Raw genomic sequence first — 20,086 nt, 5'->3', positions numbered from 1 at the left:
ATCCGACAACCCCGCCAGCTGCCCATCCCCGCCAAAAATCAAGCACCCATGTCACTTTCTTTACTTGCGTCAAAAATCGGCATAAAATGAAACCGTACAGTACAGTTTCACTACGTAGATTTAAAAAACCAGCCATCCCCGGCGTGTTGGCCTGGGCAGGGGAGGCGTCATGGATAAAAAATGGACACTTCAGTAAATAAAGGCGCGCCGGCGATCCCGGCGGTCTTCAGGGGCAAGCGGCTTGCCCTGACGTTTTTCGGCATCTTCCTCGGATTTTCCGGCCTGGCCCTGGCAGCGGGCGGCATCGAACTCATTACCCTGGGCGGTTCCTGGTATTACCTGCCGGCCGGCCTCGGCTTGCTCCTCGCCGGCGTGCTGTATCTGCGCCGCAAACCGCTGGCCAGTGCCGTCATCGCCGCGCTGCTCGTCGCGACACTGATCTGGGCCGTGTGGGAAATCGGCTTTGCCTTCTGGCCCATGGTGCCGCGCCTGGCGCCGTTCCTCGTCATCGGCCTGGTGGCCGCCTTGCTGCATCCGTGGCTGGCCGGGCGTGTTCACGGTGGCCAGTCGCGCGGTTTCGCTGCCCTGTTTGCCGTCGTGCTGGCGGCCGGTTTCGCCTCGATGTTCAAGCCGCATGGCGTGACGGAGGCGGCCGCGCTGCCGCAGCAGAATGCCGTGACGGCCGTCAACGACGGCAGCGCCAACTGGGCGCATTACGGCTATGGACCGTCGGGCACGCGCTTCGCGCCTTACACGCAGATCGACAGGCAGAACGTCGACCAGCTGCAGGTGGCGTGGACCTACCGCACGGGCGAGCTGGCCGAAGGGGCATCCGAATCGCAGAACACGCCGCTGCAGATCGGCGACACCATCTACACGTGCACGCCGACGAGCAAGGTCATCGCACTCGACGCGGACACGGGCAAGGAGCGCTGGACCTTCGATCCGAAGCCGGCCAATACCAAGACGTGGAACCGCTGCCGTGGCGTGGGCTACTACGAGCCGGCTAAGGTGACAAAACCCTTTCATTTCGACGGCATGCAGGCGGCCGGCGCGCCGGTGGCGGGCGCGTGCGCGAAGCGCATCGTGCAAGTGACCATGGATGCGCGCCTGATCGAAATCGACGCGCAGACGGGCAAGCAGTGCGAGGGTTTTGGCGACAAGGGCTCCGTCGACCTCACCGTCGGCCTGGGCAAGGTCAAGATGAACGTGCCGTACTACGCCTACACGTCCGCGCCCACGGTGGCGCGCAACCTGATCATCCTGGGCGGCTGGGTCTTCGATGGCCGCTCCACCGATGAACCCTCGGGCGTCGTGCGCGCCTACAGCGCCGACACGGGGGAACTGGTGTGGGCCTGGGACCTGGGCAATCCGGCCATCACCAAACTGCCGCCGCAAGGGCAGACCTACACGCGCAGCACGCCGAACATGTGGTCGGCGCCCGCGTTCGATGATGCGCTGGGCCTGGTCTACCTGCCGACGGGGAACGAGCAGCCCGACTTCTGGGGCGGCAAGCGTCCGCCGCTGACAGAGAAGTATTCGTCGGCCATCGTCGCCCTCGACATGGCCACGGGGCGCGAGCGCTGGACGTATCAAACCGTCCACCACGATATCTGGGATTACGACGTGGCCGCGCAGCCGGCCCTGTACGACGTCCCGGACGGCAAGGGCGGCAAGATCCCCGCGCTGGTGCAGCTGACCAAGCGGGGCCAGATCTTCATGCTGGACCGCCGCACGGGCAAACCGATTGCCGAAGTCATCGAAAAAGCCGTGCCGCAAGAGCATGCTGCCGGCGACTGGGTGTCGAAGACGCAGCCATACTCCACCGGCATGCCGGCCCTCGGCGCGGAAACCCTGACGGAGCGAGACATGTGGGGCGCCACCTTCTTCGACCAGCTGGCTTGCCGCATCAGCTTCCGCAAGCTCAATTACCAGGGCGAGTTCACGGCGCCAAGTACCAGGGAAACCCTGATCTACCCGGGCTACTACGGCGGCTTCAACTGGGGCGGCGCGGCCGTCGATGAAAGCAATGGCTATATGTTCGTCAACGATATCCGCATGCCGCAAGTGGTCAAGCTGGTGCCGCGCGAGACGGTGGACGTGGCCAAGCTGACGTCGGGCCACGGCGTGGGCAGCACTTATCCGATGGATGGCACGCCCTTCGTCATCGACCACAAGGCCTTCAATTCGCCGCTGGGCATACCGTGCCAAAGCCCGCCGTGGGGCGTGTTCGCCGCCATCGACCTGAAAACCCGCACGAAAGTGTGGGAGCGCCCGGCCGGCACGGTGCGCGATGCCGTCATCCACGGCGTGCGCGCAAGCCTGCCCATCCCGCTGGGCATGCCCACCCTGGGCGGCGGCGTCAGTACGGCGTCCGGCCTGGTGTTTTATGCGGGCACGCAGGATTACTATTTGCGCGCCATGGATATCGCCACGGGCCATGAAGTGTGGAAGGCGCGCATGCCCGTCGGTTCGCAAGGCACGCCGATGACGTATGTGTCGCCCACGTCGGGCCGCCAGTACGTCGTGGTGGTCGCGGGCGGCGCCCGCCAGAGCCCGGACCGGGGGGATTACGTGATAGCATACGCGCTTCCCAAGACACAGTAAGAGTTTGCTTCATGCCCCAGTTGCGCACCGTTCCCGCTTCCCCGACGACCCGAAGCGAGGAGCGGCGGCGCAAGCTGCTGGTGGCGGCGGCGGACCTCTTCCTCGCCTCCGGCTACGACGGCGTCAGCATGGACGCCATCGTGGCCGAGGCGGGCGGTTCGAAAGCCACCGCCTACCGCTACTTCGGCAGCAAGCAGGAACTGCTGGTGGCCGTGGTCGAGTACCTGTGCGCCGATTTCATCATCGCGCTGCGCCAGCTCGATACGTCGCAAGCGGGCCTGGAGCAGGGCTTGCAGCTGATCCTCGATGAACTGGTGGCCGTCGTCACCAGCCCCCGCCACGCGGATTTCTACCGCCTCGTCGTCACGGGCGCGGCCGCCGTGCCGGCCGTGGGTCAGACCTGGTACGAGCACGGCCCGCAAGTGTGGCATGCATTGATCTTGCGCCTGCTGGAGCAGCAGCGCGCCCAGGGCCGCATCGCGCCCGACACCTCGTTATCCAACCTGCCGCAGATTTTGTTCGACGCCGTCTTTTCGCACCTGACCACGCGCACCGTGATGCTGGGGCAGGGCGGCAGCGCGGCCACCTTCCGGCCCCTGATCGCGGAACTGATCGAGCTGGTGGTGGCGCGCGTGGCGCGTAGGTCGGATTAGGCCCGGCAGGGCCGTAATCCGACGCGGCGAGGTCCGCAAATTGTCGGATTACGCTGCGCCTTGGCGGCCCCGCTAATCCGACCTACGCCACTGCCTTGAAAGCTGGCCCGGCGGCTCAGGCTTCCGGCGCCGTCCAGACCAGATTCCACAGGTGCCCGTCGATATCCTCGAAGCCCTGGTCATACATGAAACCATGGTCCTCGGGCGGATGCGGTATGCGCGCGCCGGCGGCAGCGGCCTTGGCGATCAGGCTGTCCACCTCTTCCCGGCTGTCGCAACTGAGGCAGATGACGACTTCATTGGCTTCCTTGGCATTCGCGACCGGCTTGCCGATCAGGGACTGGAAGAAGGGTTCCGTCGTCAGCATGGCCTGGATGGTGCCGTCGACGATGTTCATGAATGCCGCGTTCTCTCCGCTGAAGCGGGCATCGAAGGTAAAGCCGAGAGCGGAAAAGAAGGCCCTGGATTTGTCCAGGTCCTTCACGGGCAGGTTGAGGATGATCTGTTTTTTCATGGCGTCTCCCTGGTCAGGTTGATGTGCGTAGACTGTAAATCATCTGACAGCGGCTATCAGCGCAAGTTTGCTCCACTATGCCTGACACGACATGCCGCGTTGTTCTCGCGCGCGGAACTGTTGGCCGACTGAGCCAGGCTGGATGTCAGAAGCTGTCTGCCTCCCACGACTTCGGCTCGCCTACCGTGACCGGCATGACATCGCTGACGTCAATGGTGTAGCGGACGATACGCATGACATGGCGGCTGCTTGCGGGATCAAAGAAGGCCAGTCTTACGTCCCAGCAATCGGAATCCGGGCGGGATAAGGGGCTTTTCTCGACGGCGATGTTGGCCAACTGTCGGGAGCCGCTGCCACTGTCGGCAATCAGGTGTTGTGCGAGGGCCGTGGCCATCTGCGCGGCGGCGGTGGTGGCGGCGAAATTCATGGCCCGCTCGGACGGCGACAGGCCCAGGTTGCGGAAGTGGTAGCCCATCCGGTGCAGGAACTCGCGCAGGCCGATGCGCATTTTATGCACCTGTTCCGGCGGATGGTTGGCGCCCGCCGCATTGACTGCGTCCTCTATCACCTTGTTGACGTCCCAGCAATATAGCCCGCGCGCCAGCGCCGACACGACAGGCACCACCTGGCCCGAATACAGCCGCACCGTTTTCCCCGTCAAATAGCCGGGGAGCGAGACACGCTCGATGTAAGCGGCGTCGCCTTCCTCCTTCAGCTGGCCTTCCAGCGCAGCGGCCAGCTGCGCATAAATGTCTTGCGCGAACGGCTCGCCTGGTTCAATCGCGTACAGCGGCGTCTGCTCGATATTCAAGGTCCAGATCAGCATGCGCGTTTCGACTTCGCGTTTTGCGAGGAAATTGAGCAATTGGCCGGGATTGAACGGGCTTTGATCGGGCCCCATCTGCTGGACAAAGGCATCCATGCGGGCCTGGGTGCCGAAATCATAGCCGATCCTGCCAAGCGCATAGATCAGCGACGTGCCGGATGGCGGCAAACCGCGCGCGGCCGATGCGCCGATGCCTGGCGTTCCTTGTTCATTATGCATACATGTTCTCCATCAATAATGAAGCTACGGCCTGTTGCATACGCAGCCGCCCGGCCTGGGATGGCGGCAATCCGACGCCGGATCGGGTGCGCATGGCAAAGGCGCGCATGCCAGGCGCCTCGCTCGCTTCTTTCACAATCCATGCCGACTCGCAGTCTGTCAACAGCTGGTGCACATCCATCGGCACGGTGACTGTCGCCGCGCACGCCACGGCTTGCAGAGTTGTCCGGCGGCGGGCGGTAAGTTGCTGTCGCGGCGCAGCTTGCGCCTGCGTGGTCAATCGATGCCGGCGCAGTCCCGTCGCCCTCGAAATGAGCGCTATGTCGTCGAAGCTCGAGCCGGATGCAAGGGCCTGGCTTGGTTCCAGAGCAGTCTGAGCGAGGTTGTCGTTCAGGTCGCAATACCATACTTGTGCTGCGTGGCCGCATACTGCTGCTTGAGCGACTCGAGCTGCGGATGCCTGGGGTCGATCTTGCGGATCACCTGCATCTGGTGCTGCGCCTGTTCGGCCAGCGGGGCTTCCCAGCCCAGCATGTTGAGCTGACGCAAGATGGCCTCGACGGAGGCGAACAGCACGGGCAGGTTGCCCGGCGTCTTGCGCAGGGCCTGGCGCAGCACGAAGACGGCGCCCTTGAGTTCCCCGCTTTCCGCCTTGCTGGCCGCCTCGTGCATCAGTTCCTGCACCTGGTTGCTGATCTGCTGGCCCATGCCTTGCGCCAGGTCATGGCGTCCCGCCTTTTCAAACACGTCCACGGCCGCTTCCATCGTCACGTCGCTGTCCGCTTCGTTGACGAGTTTCATCATGACGTCGGACGCGGCCTGTTCCAGGTTGTTCTTCAGGCAGCTTTGCACGAGGCCCACCTTGAGCTGGGTCGACAGGCCGCGCGCGTCGTCCAGGGCGGCGGCGGCCAGCTGCAGTTCGCTGGCGGCGGCGACGTCGTTACCCGAGAGTTCATGCAGCATGGCGGCCGAGATGGCGCGGCACGCTTCCACGTTGGCGCCGCCGCGCAGCGAGCGCTCCATGTCGCGCAGCACGCCGCTGGCCTGCGGCGCGTCGCCCTTTTTCACCAGCGTCTTGACCAGGTTGACGTGGTCTTCCGGGTCGCGGAATTCGGAGTACTTGGCCTTCGTCACCACCTGCTTGTAGGCCCGTTCGGCCGCGCCGATGTCGCCCGTGTCGAAGGCGATGCCGCCCAGGTGGCGCAGGCGGCGCACCATGTGCGGCGAAATGGCCACGGCATCCTCGAGGATTTTCTTGGCCTGCAGCTGCTGGCCCATGGCTACATGGTTTTGCGCCAGCAAGTCGTAGGCGGCCATGAAGCGGGGATAGGTTTCCACCAGCTCCAGCAGCGCGTCCTGCGCCTCCTCGTGGCGCTGCTGTTCGAACAGGGTGCGCGCCAGGCCCAGGTGGGCCCAGGCCATGGGCCGCGTGGCCAGCATGTCGGTGTAGATCTGCTCCGCTTCCTTCCATTCGCCCAGGGTGATATGCAGCTCGGCGCGCAGGCGGGCAAAATCGGCCGCCAGGCGCGGGTGCTGCAGTTCGGCCGCGCGGCAGCTTTTCACGGCTTCGCGCAAGTCGCCCTTGTCGATCAGCTGGTACGTGGGCAGGAAGACGGCGCGGCGCTCGATGGCGCGCGCGATGCGGCCGCTCAGCACGTCGACGGTGAACGGTTTTAATATGTAGTCGGACGGGGTCAGCTCGGCGGCGCTGATCACCTTGCTGTGGATGGCTTCGGAGGTCAGCATGATGAAGATCGTCCACAGGCCGATCAGCTTGTGGTGGCGCAAGTCTTCCAGCAATTGCTGGCCATCCTGGCCGTCCGTGCCGCTGCCAAGATCGTATTCGCACAGGATGATGTCGAACGGTTTCTTCGTCAGCAAGCGGATGGCCGTGCCGGCATTGACGGCATATTCCACCTTGGTGATGGCCGCCTGGTTCAGCATATTGTGCAGATTGCCCCGCATGCTGGGGTTCGGGTCGACGATCAGGACAGATAAGTCGCTAGTTTCTGGCATGGTTCAGCTCTCGTTCATCTGTTCGGTCATTTGCGGGAACTCTTCTTATATGTAGCTGCCTGGCAGTATTGTTTTTTATCAGCATACTGCAAAGCCGGGCGACACTGCCAGCAAAATGCATGCAATCGGGTGCGGTGCGCGAGGGCAGGGACGCCTGGCGCCGTCCGGCGTTGTATTTCATGACACGCGAGCCCCTCGCTGCGGTGTGGGCGCCTGTTTTTCCGGCCATTCCTTGACTACCGTGATAGTATTCTAAAATGCAACACCTGTTGCATGCCGCGCCACGTCGCGGCAAGGCATGCGCAAGGCTTTAACGGGCGCTTTATCTCTCTCTGGTGTTGATGCCCGTCATGCGCGTTTCTGATCTGACCACCTTGCGGCGCATCGCCGTTCCCCTTGCATTCGGCGGCAACAGCGAACAGCAGCATACCTATTTTGCAGAATTGCACCGGGTCGGCCTGGTCACGCAAGTGCTGGGCATCATCGCCTTCAGCCTGGCCTGGCTGCTGATGCCGCCCGCCTACCATCCGAACCTGGCGCACGCCGTGCTGGCCTTGCTGGGCATGTTGACGAGTCTGGCCGTGCGCTACCGCTGCACCACCTTGCCCGTGCTGACCATGACGGGCGCCTGCGCCGTGCTGGCGCTGACCTTCGGCTTGCGCACCATGGCCGATGCCGTCCAGCACTCCAGCTTCTGGGTCTTGCCCGTGGGCGTCTTCATGACCCTGGCCATCGCTTCCATCTTCAATGGCGGCCTCAGCTACCTGGCCGTGGTGGCGGGCGTGTGGTGGAACGTGGGCCACGGCCTGTATCCGGTGAACGCGGGCTTGCCCGACCAGCCCTGGGTGCCATTGATGATCGCCGTCAGCGTGCTGTTCGGGCTGGCGCTGAATGTCAGCTTCAGTTTATTGCGCTTACGCAACTATCACGCCAAGGTGGAATTGACGCGGCTGGCCTTCCAGGACAGCCTGACGGGCTTGAACAACCGCCGTATGTTCACGCAGCGCGCCCAGCAGATGCATGGCGCAAACCACGGCGGCATGCTGCATTTCCTGATGATCGACATCGACAATTTCAAGATCATCAACGACCAGCAGGGGCACGATGCGGGCGACGCGGTGCTGGTGCGCACGGCCGCCATCATCGCGGACAAGGCGCAAGGCCATCTGTGCGGGCGCCTGGGCGGCGAGGAATTCGGCATCGTCTATGCGGGCAGCCGCGAAGACGCGCGCGCCTTTGCCGGCAGCCTGGTCAACGCCGTCAGCCAGGCTTTCCTGGCCGCGCAGTTCGTGTCGATCAGCGTGGGCGTGGCGGAAATGGACCGGGGCAGGGAGCTGGGCCACAGCTACCGGCTGGCCGACGAGGCGCTGTACCTGGCCAAGCGGCAAGGCAAGAACCGCTATGTGATCGCCTGATGGTCGGTCGCCCGGGATGGTTGTTGCAAGTTGGCAAAAACTGCCGGTTTCAGGGGCAAAATGGCCCGAAAGCCATAAGTTCCGGTAATAAAGCAGGGGTAAAACGGGTATAATGCGCGCAAAGGAAATTTGCCGTACGAAAGATATTGTCATACCTACCTTTAACCCGCAGCCACGCTGCATCAACCACCTTCCAATCATGTTGATACTGCCGGGTTCCAATGCCCTGTCCCATTTCCGTAGCCACCGTCTGTTAAGCCAACTGCAAGCCGTCTCGCCTGCGATCGTTGCCGTGCAAGCACGCTATGTCCATTTCATCGATGCCGGCGCGGCTCTCAGCAACGACGACAGCACGCGCCTTGGCGCCTTGCTGACGTACGGCGAGCCGGCCCACGCTGACAATACGGAAGGCGCTGCCGAAGAATTCTTCGTCATCCCCCGTTTCGGCACGATTTCACCGTGGGCCTCGAAAGCCACCGACATCGCGCACAACTGCGGCATGGCGCACATCAAGCGCGTCGAACGCGGCGTCGCTTTCCGCATCAACCTGAAATCGGGCATCCTGGGCAGCGCCATTGGCGCCGGCAAATTGTCGGACGAGCAGGTACAGGCCGTGGCCGACCTGTTGCACGACCGCATGACGGAATCCGTGCTGCGCAGCGCAGACGATGCCAAGGACTTGTTCCGCACCCTGGAAGCACGTCCGCTCGAATCGATCGACTTGCTGGGGCAGGGCAAGCGCGCGCTGGAAACGGCGAACACGGAGCTGGGCCTGGCGATGTCGGAAGACGAAATCGACTACCTGGACGCCGCCTTCACCAAGGCCGGCCGCAACCCGACGGACGTGGAACTGATGATGTTCGCGCAAGCGAACAGCGAGCATTGCCGCCACAAGATCTTCAACGCCGATTGGACCATCGACGGCGTGGCGCAGCCAAAATCGCTGTTCGGCATGATCAAGAACACGCATGAACTGCAGCCGAAGGGCACCGTCGTCGCCTACAGCGACAACTCGTCCATCATGGAAGGCGCCACCGTGTCGCGCTTCTACCCGCGCGGTGCGAACCACGAATACGCGGCTTCCACGGAACTGACGCACACGCTGATGAAGGTGGAAACGCATAACCACCCGACGGCGATTTCTCCATTCCCCGGCGCGTCCACGGGCGCGGGCGGCGAGATCCGCGACGAAGGCGCGACGGGCCGCGGCGCCAAGCCGAAGGCTGGCCTCACGGGTTTCACCGTGTCGAATCTGTCGCTGCCGGACGCCGTGCGCAGCTGGGAAACGGCCGCTTCCGTGACGGCGCCATTGGCCTCGCGTACTGAGGCAGATCAATACGGCAAACCGGAACGCATCGCTTCGCCCCTGCAGATCATGATCGAAGGCCCGTTGGGCGGCGCCGCGTTCTCGAACGAATTCGGCCGTCCTGTCCTGGGCGGCTACTTCCGCACCTATGAGCAGAACGTCGGCGCCGACAAAGACGCCGTGTTCGGCTACCACAAGCCCATCATGATCGCTGGCGGCATCGGCAATATCTCGGCGCAGCACACGCACAAGAACGACATCCCCGTCGGCAGCCTGCTGGTGCAGCTGGGCGGCCCGGGCATGCGCATCGGCATGGGCGGCAGCGCCGCCTCGTCGATGACCACCGGCAGCAACACGGCCGACCTGGACTTCGATTCCGTCCAGCGCGGCAATCCGGAAATGGAGCGCCGCGCCCAGGAAGTCATCAACGCCTGCTGGCAAATGGGCGCCGACAATCCGATCATCTCGATCCACGACGTGGGTGCGGGCGGCTTGTCGAACGCTTTCCCGGAAATCACCAACGACGCCAAGCGCGGCGCGATTTTCGACCTGCGCAAGATCCCGCTGGAAGAATCGGGCATGGCGCCGAAGGAAATCTGGAGCAATGAGTCGCAGGAACGCTACGTCCTGGCCATCGCGCCGGAAAGCCTGCCATTATTTAAAGCCATGTGCGAACGCGAACGCTGCCTGTTCGCCGCCGTGGGCGTGGCCACCGAAGAGCGTCAACTCAAATTGATCGACCCGGAACTGGGCAACGAGCCGGTCGACATGCCGATGGATGTCTTGCTGGGCAAGCCGCCGAAGATGCAACGCGACGTGGTCCACGTGGCCAACGATTTCCCGGCCATCGACCTGACGGGCATGGACTTGGTTGACGTAGCGCAAAAAGTGCTGCTGTTGCCGACCGTGGCCGACAAATCCTTCCTGATCACCATCGGCGACCGCAGCGTGGGCGGCATGACCGTGCGCGACCAGATGGTGGGACCATGGCAAGTGCCGGTGGCCGACTGCGCCGTCACCACCATGAGCTTCGAGGGTTATCTGGGCGAAGCGATGGCCATGGGCGAACGCACGCCGCTGGCCGTCATCGACGCAGCAGCTTCCGGCCGCATGGCCGTGGGCGAAGCCGTCACGAACATCGCCGCCGCCGCGATTGCCGACATTTCCGACATCAAGCTGTCCGCCAACTGGATGGCCGCCTGCGGCCAGCCTGGCCAGGACGCGGCCCTGTACGACACCGTCAAAGCCGTCGGCATGGACCTGTGCCCGGCGCTGGGCATCAGCATCCCCGTCGGCAAGGATTCGCTGTCGATGCGCACGACGTGGAAAGACGAGGGCACGGGCGCGGCGAAATCCGTCACGTCGCCAGTGTCGCTGATCGTTTCCTCGTTCGCGCCAGTGACGGACGTGCGCAAGTCGCTCACGCCGCAGCTGAAAACGGACCAGGGCGACACGTCCCTGATCTTGATCGACCTGGGCCGCGGCAAAAACCGTTTGGGCGCCTCCGCGCTGGCACAAGTCATGGGCCAATTGGGCAATGAAACGCCGGACGTGGACAGCGCGGAAGACCTGAAAGGCTTCTTCGCCGCCATCCAGAAACTGAACAGCGACGACAAGCTGCTGGCCTACCATGACCGTTCGGACGGCGGCCTGTACGCCACCCTGACGGAAATGGCCTTCGCCGGCCACACGGGCATGTCCGTCAACCTGGACATGCTGACCATGGAAGGCGAGCATTCGAGCGACTGGGGCGATGCCAAGAACTGGACGGGCCAGGTAGCGGAACGCCGCAACGAACTGACCCTGCGCGCCCTGTTCAGCGAAGAGCTGGGCGCCGTGATCCAGGTGCGCGCGGAAGAAAAGTCGCTCGTCATGGATGTGTTGCGCACCTTCAACCTGGGCGCCTGCAGCCATATCATCGGCAAATTGAACGACCGCGACGTGATCGAATTCACGCGCGACGCCAAGCTGATTTACACCCAGCCGCGCGCCGAGCTGCACCGCCTGTGGAGCAGAACGAGCTGGCGCATCGCCCGCCTGCGTGACAATCCGGCCTGCGCGGACGCCGAATACGACCGCCTGCTGGACGTGCAAGATCCGGGCATGTCGCCGATCGTCACGTTTGACCAGAACGACAACATCGCCGCGCCATTCATCGCCACCGGCGTGCGTCCGCGTGTCGCCATCCTGCGCGAGCAGGGCGTCAACTCGCACATCGAGACGGCCTACGTGATGCACCAGGCAGGCTTTACGGCCGTCGACGTGCACATGAGCGACCTGATCGCCGGCAGAGTCAAGCTGGACGACTTCCAGGGCATCATCGCCGTGGGCGGCTTCTCGTACGGCGACGTGCTGGGCGCGGGCGAAGGCTGGGCGAAGACGATCCTGTTCAACGCCAGCCTGGCGGAACAGTTCGCGCGCTTCTTCAACCGCACCGACAGCTTCGGCCTCGGCATCTGCAACGGCTGCCAGATGATGAGCAACCTGAAATCGATCATCCCCGGCGCCCACGCCTGGCCGAAGTTCACGCGCAACAAGTCGGAGAAATTCGAAGGCCGCTTTGCCATGGTCGAAGTGATGGACTCCCCATCGATCTTCTTCAACGGCATGGCCGGCACGCAAGCCGGCATCGCCATCGCCCACGGCGAAGGCTACGCCGACTTCTCGCAAACGGGCGACATCACCCAGGTCACGAAAGCCATGCGCTTCGTCGACAACAAGGGCGCCGCCACCGAAGCCTACCCGTACAACCCGAACGGCTCGCCGGAAGGCATCACCTCCGTCACCACGCCAGACGGCCGCTTCACCGTGCTGATGCCGCACGCGGAGCGCGTGTTCCGGTCAGTCCAGCAGTCGTACCACCCTGAAGCATGGGGCGAGGATTCGCCGTGGATGCGCATGTTCAGGAATGCACGGAAGTTTGTGGGGTAATTAGTTAGTTGTTAGCGCGGCGCCTTGGGTCAAGGTGCTGCTGGGGTAGGAATGAGAAAGCCGCTGTCGGGAGACAGCGGCTTTTTTATTATTCATGGTCCTTGAGATGTGCTTTTAAACTAATAGATAACTAATAGCATGAATGTTTTTTTGCATCATTTCATTCTGGCCCTATCCTTTATGCATCAATATTTTTAGTTTATTAGTTTATTAGTTTATTAGGAGATTTGTTATTTTTGGTAATGCAGTTTTTACGCTTGATAAATGATTTTTTATTGCTTCCATAAAGTCAACATATGCGCCAGTGAATTTTTTTGTGCCATATGTATTTTCCATGCTATCTATGGTGGATCTAATTTCCTTTAGTTTTATGGGATCTTGTATTTTTACTATGGCTGTACGTATATTTTTGAAAGCATCAACTGCCATGGGATTTGTTTCAGATATTATTTTTAGTGAATTTAGCTCATCTTTGTAAGCAACCATTGGGGTGTATAAGCGATGAAACGCAATTCCAATTGCTCCCGAGAACAATACTAAATTTGGTCTATTGTAGCCACTTTGAATTACATGTTCTGTTGCGATTCCTGGATACGGATCGATGTAATATATATTCTTAATTCCTAATTGATATGCCTTCTTCGCACAAAGTTCGCATGGGCTCGCCGTGGTAAAGAGGAATCCATCTTTTATACCTCTTCCACCGTATTTTGATATTTGCAAAAATGCATTTTCTTCAGCATGAAGGGCTCGCGTGTGAACTTGGTTATCTTTTCCTTTGAAAGAGTTGAATTCGGATTTGAAGCAAAATGAAATATTCCTTCCTGATTTTATTTCTATATATTTTTCAGTATTTTTTGAAAAATGAGCGATATACTCTAAGTTTGTTTTTTCATATTCGCTATATGCTATTTGATCACGGCCATTGATCATATCAAAGCGATTTCTAAGAATGCAAGGAACCTGTCCGTATGGAGTGTCATTCCAGCCGACTGCCTGAATTGAAAAGCTACTATCTGTTATTACTGCACCTACTTGTCTAGAAATGCACCCGGAATGTAGTTTTGCTGTATACGCAACTTGCATGCCTCGTTCCAATGCGGTTGGTGTAATGCATCCTGGCCGTTTCATTAAGGTAATAAATCTGATTATTTGATTTGCAAGATATTTATATTCAGATACTTTATTTTTTTCGGTGGGGTTGCTTACATAAATATCAGACCTTTGAAGGCAGGCTTGGATATCTTGCACGGAAAATGAAGTATTTTCATTAATATCTCTGCTTTTATATTCTTGCTCATCTATGAGTTTAATGTCACTTTCTGAATATTTTAATTTTCGCAATCTACTTTTTCTGTCGCTATCAGAGCAGGATACTGCAACTAAGAAGAATGCTGCGTATCTTTCTTGGAAGAAAATCGCTTCAAGGGGACTTCGAATGGCATCGATTACGATCTGAGTTTTTTCTTCTTTCTCTTTGTCCTCATTTCTTATTTTTTTATTATTTCGTTAATTTTTTTGCTAAAGTGAAAAATTTTCCATCAATTAGTTTTGAGTCTGTTGGGTCTCCCGACATGCGGACATTTTTTCCTATCAATTGGTATATTTTTACAAAAGCATTGTCGCCAATTTCTTTTTTACTTCCTTGCATATTTTAGGTAGCTCTTTTGTGTAAAAATAAGATGCGCCTACTTTCGTTCTTGTTGCATTTATTTCTTTTGTGTTTATTAATGCTAGGGTTTTTACTAGATATGTGGTCGCTTCCTTTTTTAGTATTTTTAGTCCATCAATGTATTTTTTTATGTCGCTGCTTTTCTTTTGAGAAAATAAAAGAGTAAGTACTGAGCTTGCTTGAATTAAATGAAATGGATGCCATGTTGCTTCAAAATTTGTGAGGATTATTTTTGATTTCCTGTCTTCATTTGATATGGGATTTTCATCATTAATTAAAGAGTGGTTAATATTATTTTTTCTGATTGTAATATTTCTGCTACGGTTGAGCATCCGCTACCGGTTCTCCCAGTTAACCCTAGTATCATAAAGTCATCTTCTTCTCCATAAAGAATTGATATGGAAGATTTTAAATAATTATTCATATAATTTATGTGTTAAATTTTCTAGGTATGAAAAGTTTCGCATGATTAAACGTGTTGACCTTATATATTTTTCGCCACTCCCATAATCACCATCGCCGACGGCACCAATAAAAACCGCGCAGTCAATGTCCCCACCAATTTTCTCCCCACCAATCTCATCACCGTCCGCCTGAATTGCGATTCTTCGATCTTGCCCTTGATGACGTCATCAGTCATGCCCGACACCACGCACAGATGAAGAAGGCCATCATGATGGCGCCGCCGCCGTTGATGATCGATGAAAGCGTGTTGGAGGTGACGCGCATGCTGGGGGCGAGCACGCGTGCGTACATGGCCGCGCTGTAAGGTGGGAAAAGATGCGCCCAGCTGTCCGCAGTGCCATGGCGATGACGTTCATGGCTATCATGGAGACGGAAACGCCGAATTTTTCGCGCAGGCCCGTGACGTTGGCAGGCTTGGGCAGGCTGGCGGAGGTCTTGAGATAGGACAAGCCGCCCTTGAAGACGGCGTGCAGCAGCAGTTTCGGTACCGACCTGTGCACCTGGAAGTGCTCGACGGCGCGGCAGAAGGCGCGCTGGAAGGTGGGGATCAGCATTGTGCCGGGTATCGTCGGAAGGCTGGCGGCCGCATGCCGGTCGATGCCCGTTTCCATATGTTTGGCGAGGAAATGGCCGAGGAAGGAGTTCGAGGTGCGCGACAACAGCATGAGGATGCTGAACAGGGCTAGCGATACGGCGATGCTCCGCGTGCGGATTCCGGCGATGCGCACGGGAGGCGAGGGTGCCAACGAAGTGGATGATGAACGTCAGCGCGTAAATCAGCAGCAGTTGCTTGTCCATCACAGCCTTGCAGTATGGAAAAAGTAATTCCATGCTGCCATGAAGTTACTTATTTTTCAACTGCAAATTATTTAACTTTTCGAATCTCTGGAGAATCGCCGCGTTTCAGTTGTTTATTGGTGCGTATTGGAGTCGATGCACTTCGATTGGCGGGAGTGGCGGCTTCGTTGGCGGGTGAAGTAAAGGGCCGCCGCATGGCCTTGCTTGTATTTTAAGCTTACACCCTCAACTATCCCTGGTGGCGGCAAGACTTGCCGCTCGATATGAATCAACCAACCCGGAGGTACGCCATGAGTTTCGATTCCTTTTTGAGCAAGCTGAAGTCCAAGGCAAGTGAACTGAAAACTGAGGCACTGAAGTACAAGAACAAGGATTTCCTGAACGCCGCGATGGCGGGCTCGGCCCTGATCTCCATGGCCGACGGCAGCGTCAGCGCGGAAGAGAAGCAGAAGATGGTGAAGTTTATTGAAAGTAATGACGCGCTATCCGTATTCAGCACCACGGACGTGATCAAGGCTTTCCAGGACTATGTCGGCCAGCTGGAATTCGACAAGGATATCGGCGAAGCCAAGGCGTATCAGGCGCTGGGCAAGATGAAGTCGAATGTGGAGGCGTCGCGCCTGCTGGTGCGCATGATCATCGCCGTCGCTTCGTCGGACGGCAATTTCGACGCCAACGAGCAGCGCGTGGCCAGCAAGATCGCGCGCGAGCTGGGCTTGACTCCGGCGGAGTTCGAGTTGCAGTAAAGCCGGGCCAGGCGGCCCAGGCTGGCTGGCTTAACTCTTGTCCCACCACGGCGGCGTGCCCGACGACCAGGGGCACGCCATGTCCACTTCGCTGATCCTGTAGCGGATCTCGATCACCTGGCCGGGGCTGAAGGGACCGCGTTTCCAGTCGCCGGAATCAAAGACGTAGCCTTTGCCCTTGATGCAAAGGCTGGTCGGATTGTTGCCGATGGGGCCGGTCGAGTGCAGGGTGACGCGCACTTCGCCGTTGGCGTCCAGCGGGGCGTCGCCGCCCGTGAACAGTGCATCCGAGCCGATGTCGCAGACAGTGGTGCTGCCTATCTTGCTGCAGCGCTTGATATACGTTTGCTGGCGCGCCTGGGCCAGGTAATCGTCATGCCGCATCGGCTTGCCGTCGTCATAGGTAAAGCGCAGGACGACTTGCGTGGGCTCGCTGGCCGGATGGCGCGTGGTGCTGGTGCAGGCGGCGCTGACCAGGGCCAGCAGGGGCCAGGCCAGCAGGCGCAGGGTGCGGCGCAGCACGGTGAATATAGGGTTACTGCGAGGTGTCTGCATTGCGCTCCAGGGGCCGTTGTCATTCATTTAAGGAATTTGGCGGCGATGATAGCACGCGAGGGCCGCGCGCACCTCCCTGGAACTGCCCGCAATTACGCTGCGCCTCAACGCGATGCCAGCCCGATGTGTTGCACGTGGGACGGCACGACGCCGCCGCCCGACAGGTTTTGCGACGGCACCACCATCACCAGTTCGCCATCCACGCTGCCGTCATCGTTGTGGTCGATGCGCAACTTCAACTGGCGGTCCAGCGCGACGAAGGCGTTGCCGTCGGTGGCGACGATGCGGTGCTCTTCCTGCTTGCCGATACGCGCATACTTGACGGCGCCGGCGAGGCGCAGTTCCAGCGTGTCGCCATTCGACAGATCATAGGTGCCGACGAATTTCTTGAAATCCTGGCGCATCATGTAGCGCGGGTGTTCGGGCACGTCGATGCGCAGCGCGTTGCCGGGCACGGTGACGGTGTGCTCCGGCGGCAGGGATTGCGCGGTGGCTGCCGTGCTGGCGGCGGCGAGGCACAGGAGTGTGCCCAAGGTGACGGTTTTCATGTCGTTGTCCTTGTTGCTTGATGGCTACTAGCGCGCGGCACCTGCCGCCCGTCCTGATTCAATTCCTGCAGCACTTGCTTGCACAGCTCGCCGTACCCCACGCCCGTGCCCCGTTTGTGTGCGGCCAGGTCGTAGCGTGCGCTGATGTCGTCCCACGCCACGCTGCCGGGCAAGGGACGCAAGTTGTCGTCGAGGTCCATCTCGAAATGAATGAAGTGGCCGTCGGCGCTCAGCAGCTTGCCGTACACGGGGCCTGCCGGGGCAGGCCAGCCGCAGGTCGAGCATGAGGGCCGCATCGAGCGCCACGCCATGGCTGGCCGCGCACTGGCGCAAGGCGTCGGGCAGGGGCGGGCGCGCCACCAAGCCGCCGTCTGGCGGATGGTGGCCAGGGTCAGCGCGTTTTGCTGTTGCACAGAATATTGCTTGCTCATGGCTGTCACCCATGCGGAAGGCGGCTTGGCGCCTGCCTGCCGCCTCAACGCGATGCCAGGCCCATGCTTTGCACGTGTGCCGGCACGATGTCGCCGCTGACCAGTTTTTCTGCCGGCACCACCATCAGCACTTCGCCGCCCACGCTGCCATCGTCGCGCAAGTCGATGCGCATGGCCAGTTGCCGGTCCAGCGCCACGAAGCTGTTGCTGCCGCTGGCGATGATGCGATGTTCTTCCTGGTCATCGATGCGCGCATACATCATGGCGCCGATGCTGCCTATATTGCGCAGGTGGAGCACCTGGCCGTTCGACAACTCATAGCCGCCGCGGAACGGAGAAAATTCTTGCGCGCTCATGAAGTGCCTGTGGGCTGGCAGTTCGATCGTCTGCAGGCGCCCGCCTGGAATGACGACGGTCTGGCTGTCGGGAAGCGTTTGTGCATTTGCCAGCAGGGCGCAGACGCCCAGGGTGCCGGCCAGGATCCATGTTTTCATTTTTTTACCCATCCTTGAACTTTGGTGCCGTCCGCTGCCGGCGCGGCGATATTATTGGTACCAGGGAAATCGAACCGGCTGGTCCGCACGCGCTGTGGTGACCTTGGCAAGGTGCGGGCGACCAGTCTTGCCAGTGTAGGCAGGCAATATGCACCGCGCATCATCCGATCGGATGACGCGGCCTCATGCGTCAAGCACGGCCAGGTGCGCCGTGGCACCGTGGATCAGCGCGATCAGCTCGCCCTGGCGCCGCGTATCGGTCTTCAAATAGGTGTGGTGCAGATGCGTCTTGACGGTATTGACGCTGATGCCGCCGCGCGCGGCGATTTCCTCGATGGTGGCCCCTTGCGCCAGCGCCTTGCCCACCAGCGCTTCGGCTTGCGTCAAGTCGAACAGCTGCCGCAAGGCAGTGACAGACGTGCTCGCTTGGGTGGGATCGCGCGCGATCAGCAGCGCGCATGGGGGCTGGCAATCGGCAAGCGGTGTTACTGTCAGGGCCAGGGGACCTTGCTGTTTGCGCGCCAGGCGCAGCGACTGGCATTGCGCTGCGCCGCCGGTGCTGGCGATGACCATGCGCACGGCGCGCACCAAGTCGGGCGGCGCGGCGTGTGCTAGTTGCGCCGCATGCAAGGCGTGGCCGGCGGGCGTGGCGAAACGCAGTCCGAGGTTGGCGTCGAGCACCAGCACGATGGCGCCCATGGCGTCGAGCGCCGCCAGCGCGCAGTGGCTGGCCAGTTGCGCTTCGCGCAGGCGCTGCTGCAGGCAAAGGGCGCGTTGCAGATGCGGCAAGAGTTCCTGCCATTGCTGGCCGCTCAGGTCGGCGCTGTCGAGCTGCGGCCAGTCGCCCGCGCCGCAGGCCGAGTCGTACATGGCGGCGATCAGTTTGCCCACATCCGCCGTTGCTATACCTGTGTCCATGCTTGCCCCCAATCCTGACTACATCAGTGTGCCGCAGGCGCGCAGGTGCGGAACTGGGTAAGGGCGGTGTTGCGCAGCGATTCGTCCCACCTTTGTGAGGAAGGTCTGTTCGCTGTCTTCTGTCCTGAGCAACTATCAAGATAGTACAAAGACAGCGGTGCCGCAATGGTTCGCGCCTGTCCTTCTGGATAGTGTTCTGCAGGAAACTCGCGCGGGTAAATCGCGGCCATGATGTAAGATTCGCACTATGTCCGATTTCACATTTACCGATTGCCCATGAGTTCAATAATGATTCCCGACGTCGCCCTGGTCGACAACACCGAACAACGCACGCCGCTGGTGCTCGTGCTGGACTGCTCCGGCAGCATGGCGGGCGAACCCGTCTCGCTGCTGAACGAAGGCCTGGCCCTGCTGGAGCAGGAGTTGAAATCCGACGTGATCGCCGCCAAGCGCGTGCGCATCCTCGTGATTCAATACGGCGCGCACGATGAAGCGGTAGTCGCCAGCACCTGGTGCGACGCCATGGATTTCACGGCGCCCCGGCTTGAAGCGAACGGCACCACGCCGACCGGCGCGGCCGTCGAGCTGGCCCTGGCCGAGATCGAGCAGGAAAAGCAGCGCTTCCGCGCGGCGGGCGTGGCGTACACGCGGCCGTGGCTGTTTTTGATGTCCGACGGCGAGCCGACCGATCCCTGGCAGCGCGGCGCCGAGCAGGCGCGCGCGGCTGAACAGGCGAATAAGGTGGCGATCTTCCCCATCGCCGTGGGCGACAATGCGAATACCGCTACCCTGGGGCAGTTTTCCAGCCGGGGCGAGCGGGGCGTGAAGCAGCTGAAGGGCTTGCAGTTCCGCGAACTGTTCCTGTGGCTGAGCGCCAGCATGCAGGTGGTGTCGCAATCGCGTCCCGGCGCGCAGGCGCAGCTGGCTTCGACGGACGGCTGGTCCGTCGTGAATACGTGAAAGCCCGCTGAT

At 60.2% G+C, this 20,086-nt stretch carries 20 protein-coding genes; 7 read left to right on the top strand and 13 right to left on the bottom strand.

Annotated elements, in window-relative coordinates:
• The first annotated feature begins 180 nt into the window (after nt 1-180).
• Nucleotides 181-2,607, top strand: coding sequence for a membrane-bound PQQ-dependent dehydrogenase, glucose/quinate/shikimate family (locus tag ACRHIG_RS19030; RefSeq protein ID WP_489627497.1), 2,427 nt, complete (start codon nt 181-183; stop codon nt 2,605-2,607).
• Nucleotides 2,608-2,618: 11 nt separating this feature from the next.
• A complete protein-coding gene (locus tag ACRHIG_RS19025) occupies nt 2,619-3,260 on the top strand; it encodes a TetR/AcrR family transcriptional regulator (protein ID WP_489627496.1) in 642 nt (213 codons plus the stop codon).
• 115 nt (nt 3,261-3,375) lie between these two features.
• Here the strand turns inward: ACRHIG_RS19025 and ACRHIG_RS19020 are convergent, their stop codons facing one another.
• The 4 genes from ACRHIG_RS19020 to ACRHIG_RS19005 form a co-directional block, all read right to left on the bottom strand.
• The gene (locus tag ACRHIG_RS19020) at nt 3,376-3,774 is read right to left on the bottom strand and encodes a VOC family protein (protein ID WP_489627495.1); all 399 of its coding nucleotides are present in this window, start codon (nt 3,772-3,774) and stop codon (nt 3,376-3,378) included.
• Nucleotides 3,775-3,919: 145 nt separating this feature from the next.
• Nucleotides 3,920-4,819: a cyanobactin maturation protease PatG family protein gene (locus ACRHIG_RS19015; RefSeq protein ID WP_489627494.1), complete on the bottom strand. Its 900-nt coding sequence runs from the start codon at nt 4,817-4,819 to the stop codon at nt 3,920-3,922.
• On the bottom strand, nt 4,812-5,099 hold the full coding sequence (locus tag ACRHIG_RS19010; protein ID WP_489627493.1) for a hypothetical protein: 288 nt from the start codon (nt 5,097-5,099) through the stop codon (nt 4,812-4,814). Before ACRHIG_RS19010 ends, ACRHIG_RS19015 begins: the two co-directional genes overlap by 8 nt.
• 110 nt (nt 5,100-5,209) lie before the next feature.
• On the bottom strand, nt 5,210-6,835 hold the full coding sequence (locus ACRHIG_RS19005) for a response regulator (protein ID WP_489627492.1): 1,626 nt from the start codon (nt 6,833-6,835) through the stop codon (nt 5,210-5,212).
• 350 nt (nt 6,836-7,185) lie between these two features.
• On the opposite strand from ACRHIG_RS19005, the gene ACRHIG_RS19000 reads away from it, so the two are divergent.
• Both ACRHIG_RS19000 and purL read left to right on the top strand, forming a co-directional pair.
• Complete coding sequence (locus ACRHIG_RS19000) at nt 7,186-8,250, top strand: GGDEF domain-containing protein (protein WP_489627491.1); 1,065 nt, start codon at nt 7,186-7,188, stop codon at nt 8,248-8,250.
• A 199-nt stretch (nt 8,251-8,449) separates the two neighbouring features.
• Nucleotides 8,450-12,487 carry a phosphoribosylformylglycinamidine synthase gene (gene purL / locus ACRHIG_RS18995; RefSeq protein WP_489627490.1) on the top strand — a complete coding sequence of 1,346 codons (4,038 nt, stop codon included), beginning with the start codon at nt 8,450-8,452 and terminating at the stop codon, nt 12,485-12,487.
• 210 nt (nt 12,488-12,697) lie between these two features.
• Here the strand turns inward: purL and ACRHIG_RS18990 are convergent, their stop codons facing one another.
• From ACRHIG_RS18990 to ACRHIG_RS18975, 4 genes are all read right to left on the bottom strand, one after another.
• Nucleotides 12,698-13,831 carry a hypothetical protein gene (locus ACRHIG_RS18990; protein ID WP_489627489.1) on the bottom strand — a complete coding sequence of 378 codons (1,134 nt, stop codon included), beginning with the start codon at nt 13,829-13,831 and terminating at the stop codon, nt 12,698-12,700.
• Nucleotides 13,832-14,095: 264 nt separating this feature from the next.
• Nucleotides 14,096-14,491, bottom strand: a complete 396-nt coding sequence (locus ACRHIG_RS18985; protein ID WP_489627488.1) for a hypothetical protein — start codon at nt 14,489-14,491, stop codon at nt 14,096-14,098.
• A 152-nt stretch (nt 14,492-14,643) separates the two neighbouring features.
• Entirely contained in the window at nt 14,644-14,799 is a 156-nt protein-coding gene (locus tag ACRHIG_RS18980) for a lipid II flippase family protein (RefSeq protein ID WP_489627487.1), read from the bottom strand.
• Between the two features lie 31 nt (nt 14,800-14,830).
• Nucleotides 14,831-15,352, bottom strand: a complete 522-nt coding sequence (locus ACRHIG_RS18975) for a lipid II flippase family protein (protein WP_489627486.1) — start codon at nt 15,350-15,352, stop codon at nt 14,831-14,833.
• Between the two features lie 84 nt (nt 15,353-15,436).
• On the opposite strand from ACRHIG_RS18975, the gene ACRHIG_RS18970 reads away from it, so the two are divergent.
• Both ACRHIG_RS18970 and ACRHIG_RS18965 read left to right on the top strand, forming a co-directional pair.
• Entirely contained in the window at nt 15,437-15,637 is a 201-nt protein-coding gene (locus tag ACRHIG_RS18970) for a hypothetical protein (protein WP_489627485.1), read from the top strand.
• 75 nt (nt 15,638-15,712) lie between these two features.
• Nucleotides 15,713-16,168, top strand: coding sequence for a tellurite resistance TerB family protein (locus tag ACRHIG_RS18965; RefSeq protein ID WP_475416789.1), 456 nt, complete (start codon nt 15,713-15,715; stop codon nt 16,166-16,168).
• A gap of 30 nt (nt 16,169-16,198) precedes the next feature.
• Here the strand turns inward: ACRHIG_RS18965 and ACRHIG_RS18960 are convergent, their stop codons facing one another.
• The 5 genes from ACRHIG_RS18960 to ACRHIG_RS18940 form a co-directional block, all read right to left on the bottom strand.
• Nucleotides 16,199-16,723: a hypothetical protein gene (locus tag ACRHIG_RS18960; protein ID WP_489627484.1), complete on the bottom strand. Its 525-nt coding sequence runs from the start codon at nt 16,721-16,723 to the stop codon at nt 16,199-16,201.
• A gap of 104 nt (nt 16,724-16,827) precedes the next feature.
• Nucleotides 16,828-17,271 carry a hypothetical protein gene (locus ACRHIG_RS18955; protein ID WP_489627483.1) on the bottom strand — a complete coding sequence of 148 codons (444 nt, stop codon included), beginning with the start codon at nt 17,269-17,271 and terminating at the stop codon, nt 16,828-16,830.
• Nucleotides 17,268-17,684 (bottom strand): hypothetical protein, encoded by a 417-nt coding sequence (locus ACRHIG_RS18950; RefSeq protein ID WP_489627482.1) that lies wholly within the window; start codon nt 17,682-17,684, stop codon nt 17,268-17,270. The genes ACRHIG_RS18955 and ACRHIG_RS18950 overlap by 4 nt, the downstream gene beginning before the upstream one ends.
• A 62-nt stretch (nt 17,685-17,746) precedes the next feature.
• Complete coding sequence (locus ACRHIG_RS18945) at nt 17,747-18,196, bottom strand: hypothetical protein (protein ID WP_489627481.1); 450 nt, start codon at nt 18,194-18,196, stop codon at nt 17,747-17,749.
• A 183-nt stretch (nt 18,197-18,379) separates the two neighbouring features.
• Nucleotides 18,380-19,114, bottom strand: a complete 735-nt coding sequence (locus tag ACRHIG_RS18940; RefSeq protein WP_489627480.1) for a helix-turn-helix transcriptional regulator — start codon at nt 19,112-19,114, stop codon at nt 18,380-18,382.
• A 276-nt stretch (nt 19,115-19,390) separates the two neighbouring features.
• Here ACRHIG_RS18940 and ACRHIG_RS18935 point away from each other — a divergent pair, with 276 nt between their 5' ends.
• Entirely contained in the window at nt 19,391-20,074 is a 684-nt protein-coding gene (locus ACRHIG_RS18935) for a vWA domain-containing protein (protein WP_489627479.1), read from the top strand.
• The last annotated feature ends 12 nt before the right edge of the window (nt 20,075-20,086 follow it).

It is taken from the genome of Janthinobacterium sp. C22, assembly GCF_057919405.1.
The sequence above is the reverse complement of the archived record's forward strand: the minus strand, read 5'-3'. Positions and strand labels throughout refer to the sequence as shown.

Coding starts and splice junctions, on each gene's coding strand:
- ACRHIG_RS19000 (WP_489627491.1), top strand. CDS start 7,186: ATGCGCGTTTCTGATCTGACCACCTTGCGGCGCATCGCCGTTCCCCTT.
- ACRHIG_RS19020 (WP_489627495.1), bottom strand. CDS start 3,774: ATGAAAAAACAGATCATCCTCAACCTGCCCGTGAAGGACCTGGACAAA.
- ACRHIG_RS19015 (WP_489627494.1), bottom strand. CDS start 4,819: ATGCATAATGAACAAGGAACGCCAGGCATCGGCGCATCGGCCGCGCGC.
- ACRHIG_RS18985 (WP_489627488.1), bottom strand. CDS start 14,491: ATGCTCAACCGTAGCAGAAATATTACAATCAGAAAAAATAATATTAAC.
- ACRHIG_RS19005 (WP_489627492.1), bottom strand. CDS start 6,835: ATGCCAGAAACTAGCGACTTATCTGTCCTGATCGTCGACCCGAACCCC.
- ACRHIG_RS18940 (WP_489627480.1), bottom strand. CDS start 19,114: ATGGACACAGGTATAGCAACGGCGGATGTGGGCAAACTGATCGCCGCC.
- ACRHIG_RS18955 (WP_489627483.1), bottom strand. CDS start 17,271: ATGAAAACCGTCACCTTGGGCACACTCCTGTGCCTCGCCGCCGCCAGC.
- ACRHIG_RS18935 (WP_489627479.1), top strand. CDS start 19,391: ATGAGTTCAATAATGATTCCCGACGTCGCCCTGGTCGACAACACCGAA.
- purL (WP_489627490.1), top strand. CDS start 8,450: ATGTTGATACTGCCGGGTTCCAATGCCCTGTCCCATTTCCGTAGCCAC.
- ACRHIG_RS18965 (WP_475416789.1), top strand. CDS start 15,713: ATGAGTTTCGATTCCTTTTTGAGCAAGCTGAAGTCCAAGGCAAGTGAA.
- ACRHIG_RS18980 (WP_489627487.1), bottom strand. CDS start 14,799: ATGACTGATGACGTCATCAAGGGCAAGATCGAAGAATCGCAATTCAGG.
- ACRHIG_RS18960 (WP_489627484.1), bottom strand. CDS start 16,723: ATGCAGACACCTCGCAGTAACCCTATATTCACCGTGCTGCGCCGCACC.
- ACRHIG_RS19025 (WP_489627496.1), top strand. CDS start 2,619: ATGCCCCAGTTGCGCACCGTTCCCGCTTCCCCGACGACCCGAAGCGAG.
- ACRHIG_RS18970 (WP_489627485.1), top strand. CDS start 15,437: ATGGAAAAAGTAATTCCATGCTGCCATGAAGTTACTTATTTTTCAACT.
- ACRHIG_RS18945 (WP_489627481.1), bottom strand. CDS start 18,196: ATGAAAACATGGATCCTGGCCGGCACCCTGGGCGTCTGCGCCCTGCTG.
- ACRHIG_RS19030 (WP_489627497.1), top strand. CDS start 181: ATGGACACTTCAGTAAATAAAGGCGCGCCGGCGATCCCGGCGGTCTTC.